Source organism: Georgenia sp. (assembly GCF_054605595.1).
Genome location: NZ_JBTSDU010000055.1, coordinates 1 through 18224, shown reverse-complemented (window position 1 = coordinate 18224; position 18224 = coordinate 1). Strand labels below are relative to the sequence as shown.

The window sequence follows — 18224 nt, the reverse complement described above, 5'->3', positions numbered from 1 at the left end:
CCGCCGTCGTGACGGGCCACCCACCCCCGGACCAGCTCAGACGACGGAGGTCATGCCGCCGTCGACGAAGATGTTCTGCCCCGAGACGAAGCTCGAGGCGTCGGACGCGAGGTAGACCAGCGTGCCGACGAGCTCCTCGAACTTGCCCCAGCGCTGCGCCGGGGTGCGTCCCACCACCCAGGCGTTGAACGCCTCGTCCTCGACCAGCGCCTTGTTCATCTCGGTGGCGAAGTAGCCCGGGGAGATGGCGTTGACCTGGATGTTGAACCGGGCCAGGTCGGCCGCCATGCCCTTGGTGAGCATGACCATGCCGCCCTTGGTGGCCGAGTACGGCGCGATGGTCTGGCGGGCCAGCAACGACTGCACGGAGCCGATGTTGATGATCTTGCCCGAACCACGCTCGGCCATGCCGCGCGAGACCTGCTGGGAGACGTAGAACGCGCTCGAGAGGTTCGACGCGACGATGTCGTCCCAGTCCTTGGGGTCGAAGTCGTTGAACGGCGCCCTGCGCTGGATCCCGGCGTTGTTGACCAGGATGTCCGGCACGCCGTGCTCGGCGACGAGTGCCGCAACGCCGGTGGCGACGGCGTCGACGTCGGTCACGTCGAACATGACGGTGGCCGGTACCGTGGCGGTCGAGGCGGTGATCCGCTCGGCGGCCGCGGTGAGGGCGGCCTCGTCACGGCCGTGCAGGACCAGGCGGGCACCAGCCTCGGCCAGCCCGGTGGCCAGGGCGTTGCCCAGCCCGCGCGAGGAGCCGGTGACGAACGCCAACTTGCCGCTGATGTCAAAGATGTTGCTCATGCCGATCCCCCTAGAAGATTGCGAAGACGACGAGGGCTGCCGCGAAGCCGAGCACCGACTCCAGCGCCTGCTGGACGGTCCAGGTCTTCAGGGTGGTCTTGACGTCCATGCCCATGAGGCGGCCCACCAGCCAGAACCCGGAGTCGTTGACGTGCCCGGCGAAAACCGAGCCGGCGGCCGTGGCCAGGGTGATGGCGACGACCTGCATCACGCTGTAGTCGCCGACGGCGATGGCTGGGGCCATGAGGCCGGCCGCGGTCACGAGGGCGACGGTCGCGGAGCCCTGCGCCACCCGCAGGATGAGGGCGATGACGTAGGCGGCCACGATGACCGGCAGGCCGATGTTGTCCAGCGAGTCCGCCAGCGCGTCACCGATTCCGGAGGCGCGCAGGATGCCGCCGAACATCCCGCCCGCACCGGTGATGAGCGTGACCGAGGCGACCGGGCCGAGCGAGGAGTCGAGCACCTTCTCCAGGGCGGTGCCGTTCTCGCCACGGCGGGTACCGAGCACGGCGGTGGCGACGAGGACCGAGATCAGCAGCGCGACCGGGGACGAGCCCAGTGCCGAGAGGACCTGGAACCAGGTGGCATCGGCGGAGACGGCGCCGGCGGCGCGCAGGAAGTCCAGACCGGTGTTGAGGAAGATGAGCACCAGCGGCAGCAGGAGCATGGCGATGACAGTGCTGACGGCGGGCGGGTTCGTGGGCTGGTCGTCGTCGATGGAGCCGAACAGGGCCGGGACCGGGAGGATGTACTTCCGACCGACGCGCTTGCCCCAGAGGTAACCGGAGACGTACCAGACCGGGAACGCGATGATGATGCCGACGAGCAGCACGAGGCCGAGGTTCGCACCGTAGAGCTCGGTGGCAGCGACTGGGCCGGGGTGCGGAGGCACGAAGACGTGCATCACCGAGAACGCGGCAGCGGCCGGGAGGCCGTAGAGCAGCACGTTGTTGCCGCCGACGCGGCGTGCGACCGCGAAGATGATCGGCAGCATGACCACGAGGCCGGCGTCGAAGAAGATGGGGAAGCCCATGATCAGCGAGGCCAGACCCAGAGCGAACGGGGCCCGCTCCTCACCGAAGCGGTCCACGAGTTTGTCGGCCAGCACCTTCGCCCCACCGCTGTGCTCGACCATCTTGCCGAGCATCGCGCCGAGGCCGATCAGCAGGGCCACCGAGCCGAGCGTCCCGCCGAAGCTGTTCACCGCCGTGCTCACGATGCGGTCGGTCGGGATGCCGGTGGCGAAGGCCGTGAGGAGAGAAACGGTGATGAGCGTGAGGAACGCGTGCATCTTGAACCTGATCACCAGGATCAGCAGCAACGCGATGGCACCGGCCGCGATCGCCAGGAGCGGGCCCGCTCCCATGGTCTGGACCCAGTCTTGCATGGAGTATCTCCGTCGATGTCAGCGGTCCACGTGCGCGCGAACCGGGAGGAACATGGTGTGTGAGGTGCCGGCGTACCCGTCCGCGACCTCGGTGGCATAGGCGGGGATCGTCCCCCGCGCGACGCCGGCGTGATCGCCACGAGCTGCCCTGCGAGGCGCCACGTTGGCACAAAGGTCACACGATTGTCAAAGGTCATACTTGTGTGATTGTCGCCGTCAGCAGGCCCGCGGGTACGCTGTCGCCCGTCGGTGAGGAGGGCGAAGACTATGGTGGTCCCCCCGTCGACGACGACCGCTTCCGTCCTGCACACGGACGTGCTCGACCGGCTCGGCCGTGAGATCGTCCACGGCGCCAAACCGGTGGGCACCGTGATGACGCTCGCCGGTCTGGCTGAGGAATACGGCGTCTCCCGCACCGTGGTCCGCGAGGCCATCCGTGTCCTCGAGTCGACCGGGATGGTCGAGGCACGCCGCCGCGTGGGCGTGACCGTGCAACCAGCCACCGGGTGGAACACGCTCGACCCCCGGCTCATCCGGTGGCGTCTCACCAGCCCGCAGCGCGACGATCAGCTCCACCGACTCACCGAACTCCGTCTCGCCATCGAGCCGACGGCCGCACGCCTGGCCGCCACCCGGGCGACGCCCGAGGTGCGTGCCCGGCTCCAGGAGCTGGCCACGATCCTGCGCCGGCTCGGGGAGGTGGGTCGCGGCGCGGACCAGGAGTACCTCGACGCCGACGTCGAGTTCCACACGCTCCTCATCGAGGCGACCGGCAACGACATGCTCGGCGCGCTGCGGCGCGTGATCCAGGAGGTCCTCGAGGGCCGGACCGAGCTGCAGCTGACACCCGCGCGGCCGGTGCCGGAGTCCCTCGACCACCACGAGCTGCTCGCCCACGCGGTGGCGACCGGGGACGAGGACGCCGCCGAGAACCACGCCCGCGCCATCGTCATCGAGGTCTGGCGCGAGCTGCGCGACGCCACGTTCACACCTCCACTTGCACGCGACTGACGCCCCGGTCCCGGAGGCCCCCGCCGATACCGAGGCCCCGTGAGGCCGCCGCCGCCCCGTCGCGAGCCCTCCCGTTCACCGGCGGGCGAAGGCCCCGGCCGTCACGGCTCGGTCCACCCGGTGTCCCCGGGTCCGAGGGGCACCTGCAGCCCGCTGGCCCGGCGCACCCGGGTCTCGACGGCCTTCCGGACCGCTTCCTCGGTGCCGACGACGCGCACCGACTCCCGGGCCCGGGTCACCGCCGTGTACAGCAGCTCGCGGGTGAGCAGGGGCGAGGTGGCCGGGGGCAGGATCAGCGACACCTTCCGGAACTGGCTGCCCTGGCCGCGGTGCACGGTCATGGCGTGCACGGTCTCCACCGGGGGCAGCCGGTGCGGACGTACGCGCATGGGGCCCTCGGGGTCACCGAACACCGCGACCACGCCGTCTCCGTCGGCCACGAGCACGCCCGTGTCGCCGTTGTACAGGCCGGTGTCGCGGTCGTTGGCGGTGACGAGGAGAGGCCGGCCGGGGTACCAGAGCGGGCCGGCCATCGGCCGGTCCGGGGCGCCCGCGTGCTGATCCCGCGCTACCGCCGCCGCGACCCAGGCCTCCACCAGCCCCGCCCAGTGGGCGACGCCGGCGGGTCCGCGGCGATGGGCGAGCATGAGCCGGTGCGCATCGAGGGCGCGCAGCGCCCCTGCCGCGTCACCCTCGCGGGCGGCCGCGACGAGATCGGCGCCGGCACCCACGGCGTCCTCGCGCACGGGCCGGATCTCCGCCTCGGTGAGGCGCTCCGCGGCGGCGGCGACGAACTCCACCGAGGTCCCGCCGTCGCGCAGCACGGCGAGGGCGGCGTCGGCGTCGCCGTCCCGGATGGCCGTGGCGAGCGGCAGGATCCGGCTGTCGGCCTGCTGGCGGTGGACGGTGGTGAGCCGGACGACGCCGGACTCCGGCACCGAGGCGACGAGGTCGCCGAGGACGGCTCCCGCCTCCACGGACGCGAGCTGGTCCGGGTCACCGACGAGCAGCAGGCGCGCCTCGGGGCGCAGCGCCTCCAGCAGCCGCGCCATCAACGGCAGCGACACCATCGACGTCTCATCCACCACTACCACGTCGTGCGGCACGTGGTGGTCGGCGTCGTGGTCGAAGCGGGTGGAGCTGCCCCGTTTCCAGCCGAGCAGCCGGTGCACGGTGGTGGCCTCGGGCGTGCCGACGCGCTCCTGGTCGGCGCGGTCGAGCGTGGCCACGACGTCGCGCACCGCCTCCTGCAGGCGCGCCGCAGCCTTGCCGGTGGGTGCGGCGAGCGCGATCCGCAGCCCGGGGCCGGCGACGTCCTGCAGGACGGCGAGGATCCGCGCGACCGTCGTCGTCTTGCCGGTACCAGGGCCGCCGGTGAGCACGGTGAAGCGGCTGAGCACCGCCGTCTGCGCCGCCCGGCGTTGCCGGTCGTCGCCGCCTGCGGGGAACAGCCGGTGTGCGGTTGCGGCGAGCCGGTCGCCGTCGTACCCGCCGAACGGGGTGCGCAGCCGGGCCTCGGTCTCGCGGCGCACCAGCAGCTCGTCACGCCAGAACCGGTCGAGGTAGAGACGCCCGCCCACCCAGCGGGCGGGCCGGTCCGCCGGGCCGCCCACCCCGACGGCCACCAACGGGCTCGCCGCCACTGCGGCGGCCCAGGTCACCGGTTCGGGCCAGGGCAGCGGGCCCGCGACGACGTCCTCGGCCTCGGGGACGGCGAGCGCGTCGAGGTCGTCGAGGCGCACGCACACGGACCCGGCGCGCACCGCCCGCACCGCGAGCGCGACGGCGAGGAGCACCTGCTCGTCGTGCTCACCGGTGAGCCGGCCGAGGCGGGTCGCGACGTGGACGTCGGCCGCCGAGATCACCCCGGCGGTGTTGAACCGGGCGAGCAACGGCGGGGCGTGCAGGGCGATGCGCGTCTCCGCGGAAACGTCTGGTGTGGGGGTGGGGGGCGTGCTCATGGCGTTCGCCCCTCGAGCAGGGCCGAGAGGTCGACGACGAGCGCGGTGGGTGGGCGCCAGGCCATGACCCCGTAGGGGTTGCCGTCGTCGGCCACGGGTGTGTGCGGGCCGCACATGCCCCGCACGAAGAGGTAGAGCGCGCCGCCGAGGTGGCGCTCGGGGTCGTAGCCGCGCTGACGCCACCGCAGGTAGCGGTGCAGCGCGGCGAGGTAGAGGAGCAGCTGCAGCGGGTAGTGGGTCCGCATCATCGCCTCGGCCATCGCCGCCGGCCGGTAGTCCCAGGCGGTGAGCGGCTCGTCGAAGACGCCGAGACGGTTGGTCTTGTAGTCCACGACGAGGTACCGCGGCTCGTCGTGGCCGCACCGCAGGACCGCGTCGATGCTGCCGGTGAGATAGCCGAGGAGCTTCGCCTCGCCGAGGCCGGCGAGATGGTCGGGGTAGGGGGCGAAGACGTCGTCGGCGGGCAGGTGGCGGCGCAGCAGGTCGACGATGTCGGTCAGGGTCGCGACCGCACGGGACGGCGTGGTGAGTGGGGTCGGTGCGGGCGGGGCCGACGTTGCGGGGCGGCCGGGCGACGCCGACGGGACGGCTGCGGCGGGCGGGCCGTCCCCGCCCGCGAGGGGGAGCTCGAACTCGAGCTCGGCGAGCCGGTCGCGCGGGGGGAAGTCGGCCAGCGTGGCGCCGCCCGCCAACGGTCCGAGCGGGGTGGCCAGCACCGCTGCGAGCGCGCCGGCGAGAGCCTCGGGCGTCACGCCCGGTACTCCCGAGGTCGCCACCTCGCGGCTGCGGGCGAGCAGTTCCGCGGCGAGGTCGTCGGCCTCGGTGTCGACCTGCTCGAGGATCTCGTGCACGAGGGTGCCGAAGGCCGCGCCGGCGGGCAGGTCAGCCATCGGGGAGGGCAGATGGCGGGCGGCGGAGGCCGGTGCCGCCGGGCCGGTGGGGCCGCCGTCGGGAAGGTCGAAGGGTGCTCGTTCCTCGGTAGCGTCGCCGAGGGCGACGGTGGGATCGTCGGAGCGAGTTCCGCCGCTACTGACACCGACGGCGGCGCCCACACCGATCTCTGCGTCGCCACCGACCAGCTCCTCGTCCTGGATGCCGGTGGTCTCGGGCTCGCTGGCAACCCCCGCGGCGTGCGCGGCGGCGGTGAGCCCGGTGTAGGAGGTGCGCCGCCAGGTGTGGTCGAGCGTGCGGGTGAGCCGCGCGACCGACAGGCCCGGCCGGTCGCTCGCGGGCGGGGTCCAGTGCGCGGGGGCGGGCCACACCGTCACCGGCTCGAGGGCGATGGTGCCGTCGGCGCGGGCGGCGAGCTCGGTGAGCCGGGCGGTGATCGCGTCGTCGGCGGCCGCCGGGACCCGCTCGGGCGGGAGCTCACCGGGGGTGACGTCGCCGAGCAGGAGCCGGCTGAGGGGCCCGCCGGCCGAGTTCGACGACGGCGCCCAGTGCACCACCACCTGCGCGGCGGCCCGGGTGAGTGCCACGTACAGCAGGCGCAGGTCCTCTCCCCGCTCCTCGGCGAGGTGGCGCTCGCGGGCGGCGTCGTAGTGCTGGTCCTCCTTGCCGCCCACGTGCAGCAGCCGGTGGCCGGCCGCGTCGTGGAAGCGCAGGATCGGCGGGGTCTTCGACTCGTAGCGGTCCCACCCGAAGGGCACGTAGACGACCGGGAACTCCAGGCCCTTGCTGGCGTGGATGGTGACCACCTGGACGGCCGCGGCGTCGGTCTCCAGACGGCGGCTGCGGTCCTCGGCGTAGTCCTCCCCCGCCTCGGCCACGCGGCGACGCAGCCAGTCGGCGAGGGCGGCCACGCCGAGCCGGTCCGCGGTGGCGGCCACGTGCAGCGACTGGCCGATGTGCCGCAGGTCCGTCAGCACCCGCTCCCCGGTGCTGGTGCGCAGCAGCCGCTCGGCGACACCGTCGGCACTGACGCTCTCGACCAGGGCCGCCACCCCGCGCTCGGCGAGCAGCCGCCCCCACATGCGCACGCGGTCGGCGAGCACGTCCCGCTCGGTGTCGCTCGCGCCGGCGAGCGTGGCGGCGTCCCAGCCGACGAACGGCGTCAGCGTCAGGGCTGCGACCCGGCCCGGGTGGCCGGGCTGCTCGAGCGCGCTGAGGAGCGTGACCCAGTGGGCGGCGGCGGGCTGGGCGAACACGCTGACCAGGGCGGATACCACGGCGGGAACCCCGGCGCCGTCGAGCGCGTCACGGACCAGCGCGGCATCGGCGTTGCGGCGGGTGAGCACGGCGATGTCGCCGGGCTCGAGCGGGCGCCACGTGCCGCCGTCGGCGAGGCGCGTGTTCCCGAGCTGGCGGACGACGTCCGCGGCGACGTCATCGGCGAGGAGCCTCCGGACGTCGCCGACCCGGGGGTTCTTGGCGCCGCGGACCCGGAACGGCTCCCGGGTCACCTGCCGCAGCCGCAGCGGGGCGCCGCCGTCGATCCGGCGGTCGCGGTGCTGGGCGTCGACGCGGCGCACGACGATGTCCCGGTCCCCCAGCGCCGCACCGCCGAGGACAGTCTCGAGGCCCTGCAGCAGCGGGGCGTCGGAGCGCCAGTTGCGGCCCAGGGTGGCGGTGGTGGTCGCGTCGGCCCGGGCGGCGAGGTAGGTGACGACGTCGCCGCCGCGGAAGGCGTAGATGGCCTGCTTGGGGTCACCGATGAGGACGAGGGTGCGGTGGCGGTGGAACGCGGTGCGCAGGATCTCCCACTGCACGGGGTCGGTGTCCTGGAACTCGTCCACGAGCACCACCTGGTACCGCGAGCGCACCCGGTCGGCGGCGGCCGGCCCGTGGCCGGGGTCGGTGAGGGCGTCGCGCAGGAGGACGAGCAGGTCGTCGAAGTCGATGAGGTGGCGGGCGCGCTTGCGGTGCATGACCTCGGCGACGGCGTCGCGCGCGAACGCGTAGCGGTGCCCGGCGACCGTGTCGGCGGACGCGCCCCGCGGCTCGAGGCCCGCCTGGTGGTCGCCGACGGCCTTGCGGGCGACGTCGCGGGCGTCGGCCGGGGTCAGGGCCGGCTGCGGGGACTCGGCGTAGCGGGCGAGGTAGAGGTCCTTGACCACCTCGTCCACGAGGTCGGCGATGTCGGGCACGAAGACGGCGTCGGGGTCGGTGTCCGCCGAGACCCCGAGCGTGGTGAGCATCTGCTGGCAGAACCCGTGCGTGGTGGTGATGGTGGCGGCGTCGAACTGGGACAGCGCCCGGGTCAGGCGACGGCGGCGCACCAGCCGCTCGGCGTCGTCGACGGCCGCCAGGTGCGCGACGACGGCGTCGTCGCTGGTGCGGGCGTCCGGGCTGCGCAGGGCCCGCTCGGTCGCGACGAGGCGTTCGCGCACCCGGTCGCGCAGCTCGGAGGTGGCGGCCCGGCCGAACGTGACGAGGATGAGCTCGGACAGGTCGGCCACGCCCTCGGCGACGTACCGCGCGGCCAGCGCCGCGATGGTGAAGGTCTTGCCGGTGCCGGCGCTGGCCTCGAGCACGGTGTTGCCGGTGGGCAGCGGACCGGTGACGTCGAAGACGGCCGGGTCCGCGGCGATCGGCTCGTCGGGCCGTCCCGCTTCGGGGCGGGGGACGGGGGCGTCGTTCACGGGATCTCCGTCTCCTCGTGGGCGAGCAGCGGCTGCCACACGCGGCGGGCCAGGACGCCGAGGCGGGTGCGGTCCTCGGGGAACCACGGGCGTTCCGCGGCGGTGGGGGTGCCGGCGAGGTCGGCGAGTTCGGCCTCGGCGCCCCAGCACCGGGCGTGGTGCTCCTCGTCGCGCTCGAACCCGCCGTCCCACTCGCGGGTGGCGTTCTCCAGGGCCATCGCCTCGGAGTCGCCGCCGTACCGGCTGGTGGCGTAGACGGCGGCGGCGGCCACGGGCAGCGGCAGCGGTTCCCGGGCCGCGAGCGCGCGCAGGGCCACGAGCTGGTCGAGGATGTCGCGGGCCTCCTGCCGGTTCGGGGCGTCGATGCGGGAGACGACGGCGCCGGGCCGGTTGTGCTTGGGCCGGCCGATCGTGGCGGCGTCCCACGGCCGGGCGGGGTGGGCCGCAGCCAGTGCGACGACCTGCAGCCAGGCCCGCAGCCGGTGCTTGGGGGCGAGGCGGGAGTAGACGGTGCGGACCACCGTGGTGCCGTGCACGCCGGGCACGGTGCCGGTCAGCTCGACACCGGACGGCAGCACCACGGTGAGGTCGACCGAGCTCGCCGGCCCGGCGGCGAAGTGACCGCCCGCGCGCGCGATGGGCGCGACGCGGGTCTCGACGTCGAGCAGGGTGGCCCGTCCGAGCTCCTTGGGCGGGACCTCGCCGCGGCGCCACTCGGCGTGGAACGCCTCGCGCGGGTCGACGCCGGCGAGGCTGGCGGCCAGGAGCCGGTCGCCGATCTGCCAGGTGCCGAGGCCGTCGAGGCCGAGCGGTAGGCGGTCGTCGACGTCGTCGATCTCACCGGTGAGGGAGAGCTGGAGGCGGCGGCGCAGAAACCAGCGCACCGGGTGCTCGAGGGCGGAGACGAGGTCGTCCAGGTCGATCCCGTGCGGCTCCTCGAGGGCGGGGAGGGGCTCGGTGAGGAACGGTGGCGGCCCGGTGCGCGGCCCGCGGCCCGCGAGCGCGGCCCGGTGGGCGACGGCGTCGAAGCTGAACGGGCCCGGCCGGCCGAGCGCGCCGTCGGCGAAGTTGCGCTCGTCGACCACCTGGAGGGGGTGGCGGACCAGGATGTGCTCGCGCACCAGCCGCTCGTCGGGGGCGGCGGCGGCGGCGGCGTCGAGCGCATCCAGGAGCTCGCCGACCGGGACGGCGGGCGGGCGGGTGGCGCCGGTGCGCTCGTCGGCGCCGGAGTAGAGGACCACGAGGTGCTCGCCCGCAGCGGTGACGGCGTCGAGGAAGAGTTGGCGGTCCTCGCTGCGCGGGTCCCGCTCGCCCAGGCACGGATCGCGCAGGAGGAGGTTGTCGCCGTCGGCGGACGTGCCGCGTGGGAAGACGCCGTCGTCGACGCCGAGGAGGCAGACGACGCGGTGCGGAACGGCGCGCATGGGTTCCATCGAGCACATGGTCAGGGCGCCGGTGCGGAAGCCGGCGCGGGTGGGGCGGCCCTGCAGGCGGTCGGCCAGGAGCGCGCGGACGTCGGGCAGGGTCAACGGGACCGAGCCGGGCGCGCCGCCGGCGCGGCGCGTGGTGGTGTCATCGGCCGACCCGCTCCCGGGGGCGCCCCCGACGTCGGCGCTCGCGCGGACGTCGGTGAGCACGCGGCGTGCCTGGACGATCTGCCAGGCGTCGTCGGGCGCGGTGTCCGCGAGGAGGGTGAGGGCGCGGTCGAGGGCGCCGAGCCAGTGCCCCAGCGGGTGGGCGCCGTCCAGGGTGGCGAGGACGTCGGTGAGGCGGTCGAGGAGCTCGGCGAGTCGCCCGGCGAGGTCGATGTCGGTGCTGTCGACGTCGTCCAGCGGCAGGGCGGGCCCGACGTACCGGTAGTCCTCCTCGGCCATCGCGGCACCGAGCAGGATGCGGTCCAGGGCTTGGTCCCAGGTGCCCTGCCGCAGCCGGGGCAGGCCGAAGCGGGCTCGGCGGGCGAGGTCCTCGCCCCAGTGGACGCCGGACTCGACGGCCCAGTCACGGAGGCGGGCGAGTTCCTTGTCCGTGAGGCGGAAGCGGCGGCGGACGGGGTCGGTGGCGGCGAGGTCGAGGACCTCGGAGGCGGTGACGCGGCCGTCGGCGAGCTGCAGCAGGGTGCTGAGCAGGGCGAGGGCCGGGTTGATGCGGCCCGGGGAGCGGTCGGCGAGGCGGACGCGGAGCGTCTGGCCGGGGTGGACGCGGTGGTGGTGCGCGCTCTCCTCGGCGACGAGCCCGAACGTGGCGGTGACCAGTGGGGCGACCGACTCGATGTCGGGGCACATGACGATGACGTCGCGGGGCTCGAGCGTGGGGTCGTCGGCGAACAGCCCGGCGAGCACCTCCCGGAGCACCTCGACCTGGCGGGTGCGGCCGTGGCAGCCGTGCACCTGGACGCTGCGGTCGGTCGGGTCGAGGGGGTGGGGCGGGGCGTCCGGGGCGTCGTCGCGCAGGCGCTGCTGAAGCGCGCCGAGCAGGGTGGCCGGCGGGGGCGGGGCGGGGTGGTGGACGACGTCGGGCGCGGCGGCCGCGAGCAGGCGCACCTGGAGCTCGGTGGCGTCGCGCGCCATCGAGGCGAGCATCGGGTGCTCGGCGAGGGTGGGCTGGTCGCGCCGTCGCCGGGAGGCGGAGCCGCCGGTGGCGGCGGTGGCAGCGGCAGCGCCGGTGGCGCCGACAGTGCCGGTGGCGCCGACAGTGCCGGCAGCGGTGGCAGTGCCGGCAGTGGCGATGCGGTCCCACAGCACCGGTGAGGGGTGCGGGAGCCAGAGGTGGACCTCGCGGTGCTCCCCCAGGGCGGTGAGCACCGCGAGCTGGTCCTCGGGCAGGCGGGTGGGGCCGAAGACGGAGAGCCGTGCGGGCAGGTCGACGACGTCGGGGTGGTCGGTCAGGGTGCGGACCGCCGCGGGCAGGTACTCCCCCGGGCCGGCCGCGCCGACACGGTCGCGGACCGCGCGCCACAGCAGCGGCTGCCAGGCGAGGTCGCCCGGCACGGGCACACCCGCACCGTCCTCGTCCTGCCCCCGCGCCCAGGCGTCGATGAGGTCGGGGCGTTGGGCGGCGTAGGCGGCGAGGAGTCGCGCGAGGTGACGGGCGAGGCCGAGCCGGCGGCCGTGCCGGTGGTCCTCGTCGGCTCCGGCACCCGCACCATCGCCGCCGCCCGCGCCTGCGCCGAGGTAGCGGGCCAGGGGCGCCGCCCAGGGCCGGCCGATGCTCGCGTCGATCACCTCGAGCAGCGGCCAGGTGAGGCGTTCGGCCTGCCAGGGGTCGTCATCGCCCGGTCCGGCCACCGCGGCGAGGACCTCGCCGACGAGGCGGTACGGGGAGGCGAAGGTGACGTTGGCACAGACTCCGGGCTCGCCGTCGGGCCCGGCGCCGAGGTGGTGCGAGAGTCGCTGCGCGAGCCAGCGCTCGACGCCGCGGGTGGGCACGGCGACGACGTCGGGGGTGAAGGGGTCCTCGGGCGGGTCAGCGAGGAGGGCGGCGAGGGGCCCGACGAGCGTGTCGGCGCGCTCGGAGCGGTGCAGGTGCAGCACGTTGCCCTCCCTTCGTCGATCCGGCCTCACCCTATGACCGGCGTACGACATCGCCCGGCTGGTCCCTCAGCGGGGGTCAGCTTCCTCCGGCGGCGCGACTCCGACCCGCGAGCTGCGCGACGAGCTCGCGGTGCTCCACGCGCAGCCAGTCCGCACCGGCCGCGAGTCGCGGGTCCGTGACCACCCGCCCGGCCCGGACCTCGGCGAGGTATCGACGGTCCGCGCCGATGCGGCGCTCCAGCTCCGCACGGTCGCCCACCGTGCCGTGCCCCGGGACGACGACGTCGGCCCCGCCCAGCCCCGCGAAGAGGTCCAGCGCACGGTCGTAGTCGCCCAGCGGGTCCTCGGCGGCGAGATCGGGCAGCGGGATCTCGACGTCGGAGAGCATGTCTCCGGCCACGAGCACACCGACCGCCTCGACCAACACCGCCGCGTGACCGGGTGCGTGCGCACGGTGCTCGAGCACCTTCACCCGCGGCCCGCCCCACGGGATCGTGAGCGGCCCGGTCGGCGGCTCGGCCAGCGCCGTCACCCCACCCAGCGGCTCGGCGTCCACACCCCCCAGCGCCTCCGCGGCCTTGCGGCGGTTCTCCGCGAGCCGCACGCGCGCGACGGCGGCACCGGCCGCCGTCGCGTACCGCGGCACATCCCCGAGGGCGTGACGCCACAGCAGGTGGTCCCAGTGCGGGTGGGTCGAGAAGGCCGCGGTGACCCGCCGGCCGCGGGCGTCGAGCTGGGTCGCCAGCGCGTCGATCTCCGCGGCGGTCACCCCCGGGTCGACCACGAGGCAGCCGGCGCCGTCGCCGAGGACGACCGTCGTCGTGTGGATGTCGAAGGGGTGGGTGGCGACGAGGACGCCGTCGGCCACCTCGACGAGACTCGCCTGCGGCACGTCCCGCAGCCTACGACGCCCCGGTCGAGGAATGCCCTGGTCCGCCACCGCTCGGCGGCGGATACTGGTCCGCCTACGAGAAGTGGGGACCGCATGAGACGCGTCATCTTCTCCGTGTCGGTGTCGCTCGACGGGTTCTTCGCGAGCCTCGACGGCGGGCTCGAGTGGCACCTGGTCGACGACGAGCTGCACACCCACCTCAACGAGCAGCTCGCACCGATGGGCGCGTTCCTCGAGGGGCGCGTCACCCACGAGCTCATGGCGTCCTACTGGCCCACCGCCGCCGCCGACCCCGCCGCCACCGCGAGTACCGGCTCTACGTCCACCCCGTGCTGCTCGGCCACGGCATGCCGCTGTTCCACCCGCGGATTCCCGCGCCGCCCTCCGGCTCGTCGAGACCCGCACGTTCGGCAACGGCGTCGCGATGCTGCGGCACGAACGGGCCCGCGGCTAGGCCGCCGCGCCGGGACCGGCGGCACTCGAGGCGAGTGCCGCCGCCGTCACCGGTCCCGCGGGCTTCCTTCCGCACCGATGCGATGACGTTCCGGTGCGATGACGTCGGGATCGCCGACGCCGCTGCCGCAGCAGCCGACCCGCGACCTGCTGCGTCGCCCCCGACGCCGCGCCGACCCAGGCCCCTGTACGGCACCCCCCCGGGGCTGCGATGCTGTGCTCATCCGTCCACCGATCAGAGCTGGTGAGCCCGATGACCGCCATCCCGCCCCAACCCCCCGAGGAGCCCACCCCGGCCGACGGCACGGAACCGTCGCGGCCTGAGCCCTCCGGGCCCGGGCCCGGAGGGCAGGACTCCGAGACGCCGGGCTCCGGCACCCCGGGACCGGGTGCGTATCCGCCCGGCGCGGGCGGATACGCACCGGGCCAGGGCGACTACACCGGCGCTGGCGGGTACGGACCCGGTCCGGGTGGATACACCCCGGGCGGGTACGGCCCCGGTCCGGGTGCGTACGGCCGGCCGGGCTCCGGCGCCCCGACCGGTCACCAGGGCTACTCCGCGCCGCTCATGAGCCCGGCCGACCAGCGCATGTGGGCGGTGCTCAGCCACCTCTCGGGGTTCGTCTCGAACTTCATCCTGCCGCTGGTGCTCTGGCTGATACTGCGCGAGCGCGGCGCGTTCGTGGAGGACCAGACCAAGGAGGCGCTCAACTACCAGATCACGCTGATCATCCTGGGTGTCGTCTTCACGGTCGTCTCGATCCTCACGCTCGGCATCGGCGCGATCCTGTTCCTGTACTACCTCGCCGCGATCGTCTTCATGATCCTGGCGGCCGTCGCCGCCAGCCGGGGGGAGGCATACCGCTACCCGCTCTGCCTGCGCCTGGTGAAGTGAGCGGCGTGCCCGCTCGCCGTTGAGCACACGTCGCCGTTGAGCACACGGTCGGGGCGCTCCGCGGCACGGTCCTGGGCCGTGGGGACACGGCGGTGAGTCCGTCACCCTCGACATCGGGGATGATGGCCTTGCCATGGCCTCCACCCGAACCGACCCGCGTGCCGGGCAACGCCTCCCGCGCGAGATCTGGGTTCTCGTCGCCGCGGCCGTCGTCATCGCCATGGGCTACGGCCTCGTCGCACCCGTGCTCCCGCAGTTCGCCCGGAGCTTCGACGTCGGCGTGACCGCGGCGTCCGTCGTGGTCAGCGTGTTCGCGCTGTTCCGGCTGGTGTTCGCCCCCGCCGGCGGGCACCTGATCACCCGGCTGGGCGAGCGGCCGGTCTACCTCACCGGCCTCCTCATCGTCGCCCTCTCCACGGGCGTGACCGCCTTCGCGCAGAACTATGCGCAGCTGCTCATCTTCCGCGGGCTGGGCGGCATCGGCTCCACGATGTTCACGGTCTCCGCGATGGGGCTGATCATCAAGCTCGCGCCACCCGCCGCGCGCGGGCGCGCCTCCGCGGCCTACGGGACGGCGTTCCTGCTCGGGAACATCGGCGGCCCGCTGCTCGGCGGACTCCTCGCCGGGGCCGGCCTGCGCCTGCCGTTCCTCGTGTACGCGGCCTCGCTGCTCGTGGCGACGGCGATGGTCGCGGTGCTGCTGCCCCGGTCCGTCGGCGCACTGCCGGCCGGGGCGACGCCGCAGCCGCCGGCCGTGCTCCGTGACGCCCTGGCACACCCGACCTACCGGGCCCTGCTCGTCTCGGCGTTCGCGCACGGCTGGTCCAACTTCGGCGTCCGTACCGCGATCGTGCCGCTCTTCGCGACGGTGGCGCTCGGCGCACCGCCATGGGTCGCCGGCGCCGCGCTGGCCGCGTTCGCCGCCGGTAACGCCGCCGCGCTGACGGTGGCGGGCCCGCTCGCGGACACCCGTGGTCGCAAACCCCTGGTCCAGCTCGGCCTCGTCGTCAGCGGCGTCCTGACCATCGCGCTGGGCGCCGCCGGCGGTGTCGTCTCCCTGCTCGTGCTGTGCGCTGCCGCCGGGATCGGCGCCGGCCTGCTCAACCCCGCGCAGCAGGCGGCCGTGGCGGACATCGTCGGCCGCGAACGGGCCGGTGGGCAGGTCCTGGCGGCGTACTCGATGATGATCGACGGCGGTCAGATCCTGGGGCCCGTGCTCGCCGGCCTGCTCGTGGACAACGTCGGCTACGGCGCGGCCTTCGCCCTCTCCGGAGGGCTCACCCTCGTCGCCGCAATCGCCTGGGTGCCCGCACGGGAGACGCTGGAACCGCGCGACACCGCGGCCGAGGACCGGTAGCGCCGGGTCCGCGCTCACCCCTTCCCCTGGCCACATCCGTGGCCCCGGTCTACGTTGTGGCATGCGGCACCGGCGCCACGCGCGCGGGCCGTCCGACGGTCGGCAGCGACGCCGCCGTCGCGCACAGGACGGCCCGTCACGGGCCGGAGACAGGGGGGTTTCATGCGCAGGTCTCTTCATCGTGCGCTGCTGGCGGGTTCCGCCACCGGTGCGCTCGTGATCGCCGGGCTGGCAGCCCCGGCCGCGGCAGAACACTCGGACACGCCACCGGCCGAGCTCGGCAGCGCCGGGGACGACGTCATCACCGTGCCGGTGAACGACTCCACCGCCGGCGGCACCTACTACCAGCCGTTCGAGCGCGCCTACGCCGGCGCCACCGCCGAGGGCACGCCGGTGTACGTGTATGTCCCGGTCGGCGGCCTCGGTGCCGTGGCCGGCGTACACAGCCTCGATCCGGGCTTCGACCACGACCCCGGTGACGAGTTCGTCCCGTGCGCGGACAACAGCGCCGCGGACTACACCCTCACACAGGGCCAGATCGACTACCTCGGCGACATGCTCGCGAACCAGATCGTCCGCGTGGACGAGCAGCACTTCGGCCCGATGGGCGCCGCCGACCCGGCGGACCCGGCGAGCGACTCCCTCGTCACGCTCGTGTACAACGTCCAGGACGACAACTACTACGACTGCTCGGTGACCACCTACACGGCCGGGTACTTCGCGCCGGACTTCATGGACTCGCTCGGCATGAACGTCATCGTGCTCGATGCCTTCGACTGGGCCAACCGGGTGGGCGAGGACCCCTCGGCCGCACCCTGGGGCGACGGCGACCCCGCCAACGACCGCCCCGAGCTGTACGAGGGCGTCATCGCCCACGAGCTCGAGCACCTGCTGATGAACTACTCCGACCCGGGCGAGCTGTCCTGGGTGGACGAGGGCCTGGCGGACGTCGCCGCGTTCCTCAACGGCTTCGACATGACCGGCAGCCACCTCACCTACCAGCAGGTCTTCCACCGCGAGACGTCGCTGACCCGCTGGGGCGGCGGGCTGGAGAACTACGGCGCCTCGTTCAGCTACTTCGCCTACCTGTGGGAGCAGGCGGGCGGCAACGGTGGCGGGGACCTCACCCCGGACCTGATGTACGACGACGCCGCGGGCGACCTGCTCATCAAGCTCATCTTCGCCGAGCAGGCCGACTCCGTCGTCGGGGTACAGAACGCCATCGACGAGTTCAACGCCACCACGGGTGCCGACCTGCGCTCCGCCGAGGAGCTGTTCCGTGACTGGGCCGTGACGATGTACCTCGACGACGAGGACTCCACCTTGTGGGACCTGGCGAACTTCGACCTCGGGCCGGCCTCCGGCGGCTGGACCATCGACATCGCCAACAACGAGTTCTGGGACGACCGCGGCAACTACCAGGGCGCGCAGCCGGCCGCGAAGTGGGACCGTGCGAAGAACCGCCCGGACTCCGCGGCCCTGCCCTTCGGCGTCTCCTACGAGAAGTTCCGCAACCCCGGTCCGCGGGTCGCGCTGCAGTTCGACGGTGACGACACCGGCCAGGTCGCACCGCACTCGGGCCCGACGCACTGGTGGGGCGGGTACGCCAGCCAGTCCGACCACACCCTCTCCCTGGAGACCCCGGTCGCGGGCGGCGAGACCATCGACTTCTGGGCCTGGTACTTCATCGAGGAGGGCTGGGACTACGGCTTCGTCGAGGCACAGGTCGGTGGCGAGTGGGTCACCCTGCCGGTGACCGACGTCACCAGCGGCGCCGTCGTCTCCACGGACGAGGACCCGCACGGCAACAACACCGAGGGCAACGGCATCACCGGCACCTCGGGTGGGGCGTACTTCGTGGACGAGCCCCAGTACCTGCAGTACCAGGTCACGGTGCCGGTCGGGGCGACCGACGTGCGGTGGCGGTACTCCACCGACGCGGCGTACCTGGACACCGGCTGGTTCGTCGACGATGTCACGGTGGGCGGTGCGGCCGCGACCGTCGCGTCCGAGGACGGCTGGCTCGAGACCACGGGCGAGCAGGACAACAACTGGACGCTCCAGGTGATCGCCACGTGCGATCTCACGCCGGGCACCGTGAGCGCCGGCGAGATCGCCGACGACGCCGGCAACCACGTCTACCGGTTCACCGGGGACGAGGTCTCCACGTACCCGCTGGACACCACGTGCGCCAACGGTCCGGGCACGGACTTCGTCGTCTCGGTGTCCAACCTGCCCAGTGGCGACCTCACCGTGCTCGACGCGGCGTACGACTACTCGGTGGTGAAGACCAAGAAGTAGCAGCCGGGCCGCGCAGGTGATCGCGGCCCGCCGTCGACGGGGCCGGGCG

The 18224-nt window shown here is 74.1% G+C and carries 10 protein-coding genes and 1 pseudogene; 5 read left to right on the top strand and 6 right to left on the bottom strand.

Translation table 11 applies throughout. From position 1 onward, the window contains the following. Positions 1-36: 36 nt before the first annotated feature. Both ACYC1Z_RS08205 and ACYC1Z_RS08200 read right to left on the bottom strand, forming a co-directional pair. Positions 37-804 carry an SDR family oxidoreductase gene (locus tag ACYC1Z_RS08205; RefSeq protein ID WP_461409037.1) on the bottom strand — a complete coding sequence of 256 codons (768 nt, stop codon included), beginning with the start codon at positions 802-804 and terminating at the stop codon, positions 37-39. A 10-nt stretch (positions 805-814) separates the two neighbouring features. Next, complete coding sequence (locus ACYC1Z_RS08200) at positions 815-2194, bottom strand: GntP family permease (RefSeq protein ID WP_461409036.1); 1380 nt, start codon at positions 2192-2194, stop codon at positions 815-817. Between the two features lie 267 nt (positions 2195-2461). On the opposite strand from ACYC1Z_RS08200, the gene ACYC1Z_RS08195 reads away from it, so the two are divergent. Then, a complete protein-coding gene (locus ACYC1Z_RS08195) occupies positions 2462-3205 on the top strand; it encodes a FadR/GntR family transcriptional regulator (protein ID WP_461409035.1) in 744 nt (247 codons plus the stop codon). Between the two features lie 101 nt (positions 3206-3306). Here the strand turns inward: ACYC1Z_RS08195 and recD are convergent, their stop codons facing one another. The 4 genes from recD to ACYC1Z_RS08175 form a co-directional block, all read right to left on the bottom strand. Further along, positions 3307-5166, bottom strand: coding sequence for an exodeoxyribonuclease V subunit alpha (gene recD, locus ACYC1Z_RS08190; protein ID WP_461409034.1), 1860 nt, complete (start codon positions 5164-5166; stop codon positions 3307-3309). Next, positions 5163-8696, bottom strand: a complete 3534-nt coding sequence (locus ACYC1Z_RS08185) for a UvrD-helicase domain-containing protein (protein WP_461409038.1) — start codon at positions 8694-8696, stop codon at positions 5163-5165. Before ACYC1Z_RS08185 ends, recD begins: the two co-directional genes overlap by 4 nt. 47 nt (positions 8697-8743) lie before the next feature. Next, positions 8744-12277: an exodeoxyribonuclease V subunit gamma gene (gene recC / locus ACYC1Z_RS08180; RefSeq protein WP_461409033.1), complete on the bottom strand. Its 3534-nt coding sequence runs from the start codon at positions 12275-12277 to the stop codon at positions 8744-8746. A gap of 76 nt (positions 12278-12353) precedes the next feature. Then, positions 12354-13169 (bottom strand): MBL fold metallo-hydrolase, encoded by an 816-nt coding sequence (locus tag ACYC1Z_RS08175; RefSeq protein ID WP_461409032.1) that lies wholly within the window; start codon positions 13167-13169, stop codon positions 12354-12356. Between the two features lie 93 nt (positions 13170-13262). On the opposite strand from ACYC1Z_RS08175, the pseudogene ACYC1Z_RS08170 reads away from it, so the two are divergent. The 4 genes and pseudogenes from ACYC1Z_RS08170 to ACYC1Z_RS08155 all read left to right on the top strand — a co-directional run bounded on the left by ACYC1Z_RS08170 (position 13263) and on the right by ACYC1Z_RS08155 (position 18175). Then, positions 13263-13623, top strand: a pseudogene (locus ACYC1Z_RS08170) (dihydrofolate reductase family protein). A 252-nt stretch (positions 13624-13875) separates the two neighbouring features. Next, entirely contained in the window at positions 13876-14517 is a 642-nt protein-coding gene (locus tag ACYC1Z_RS08165) for a DUF4870 domain-containing protein (protein WP_461409031.1), read from the top strand. Between the two features lie 133 nt (positions 14518-14650). Further along, on the top strand, positions 14651-15874 hold the full coding sequence (locus ACYC1Z_RS08160) for an MFS transporter (RefSeq protein WP_461409030.1): 1224 nt from the start codon (positions 14651-14653) through the stop codon (positions 15872-15874). A 162-nt stretch (positions 15875-16036) separates the two neighbouring features. After that, positions 16037-18175, top strand: a complete 2139-nt coding sequence (locus ACYC1Z_RS08155) for a hypothetical protein (RefSeq protein WP_461409029.1) — start codon at positions 16037-16039, stop codon at positions 18173-18175. Positions 18176-18224: the final 49 nt, after the last annotated feature.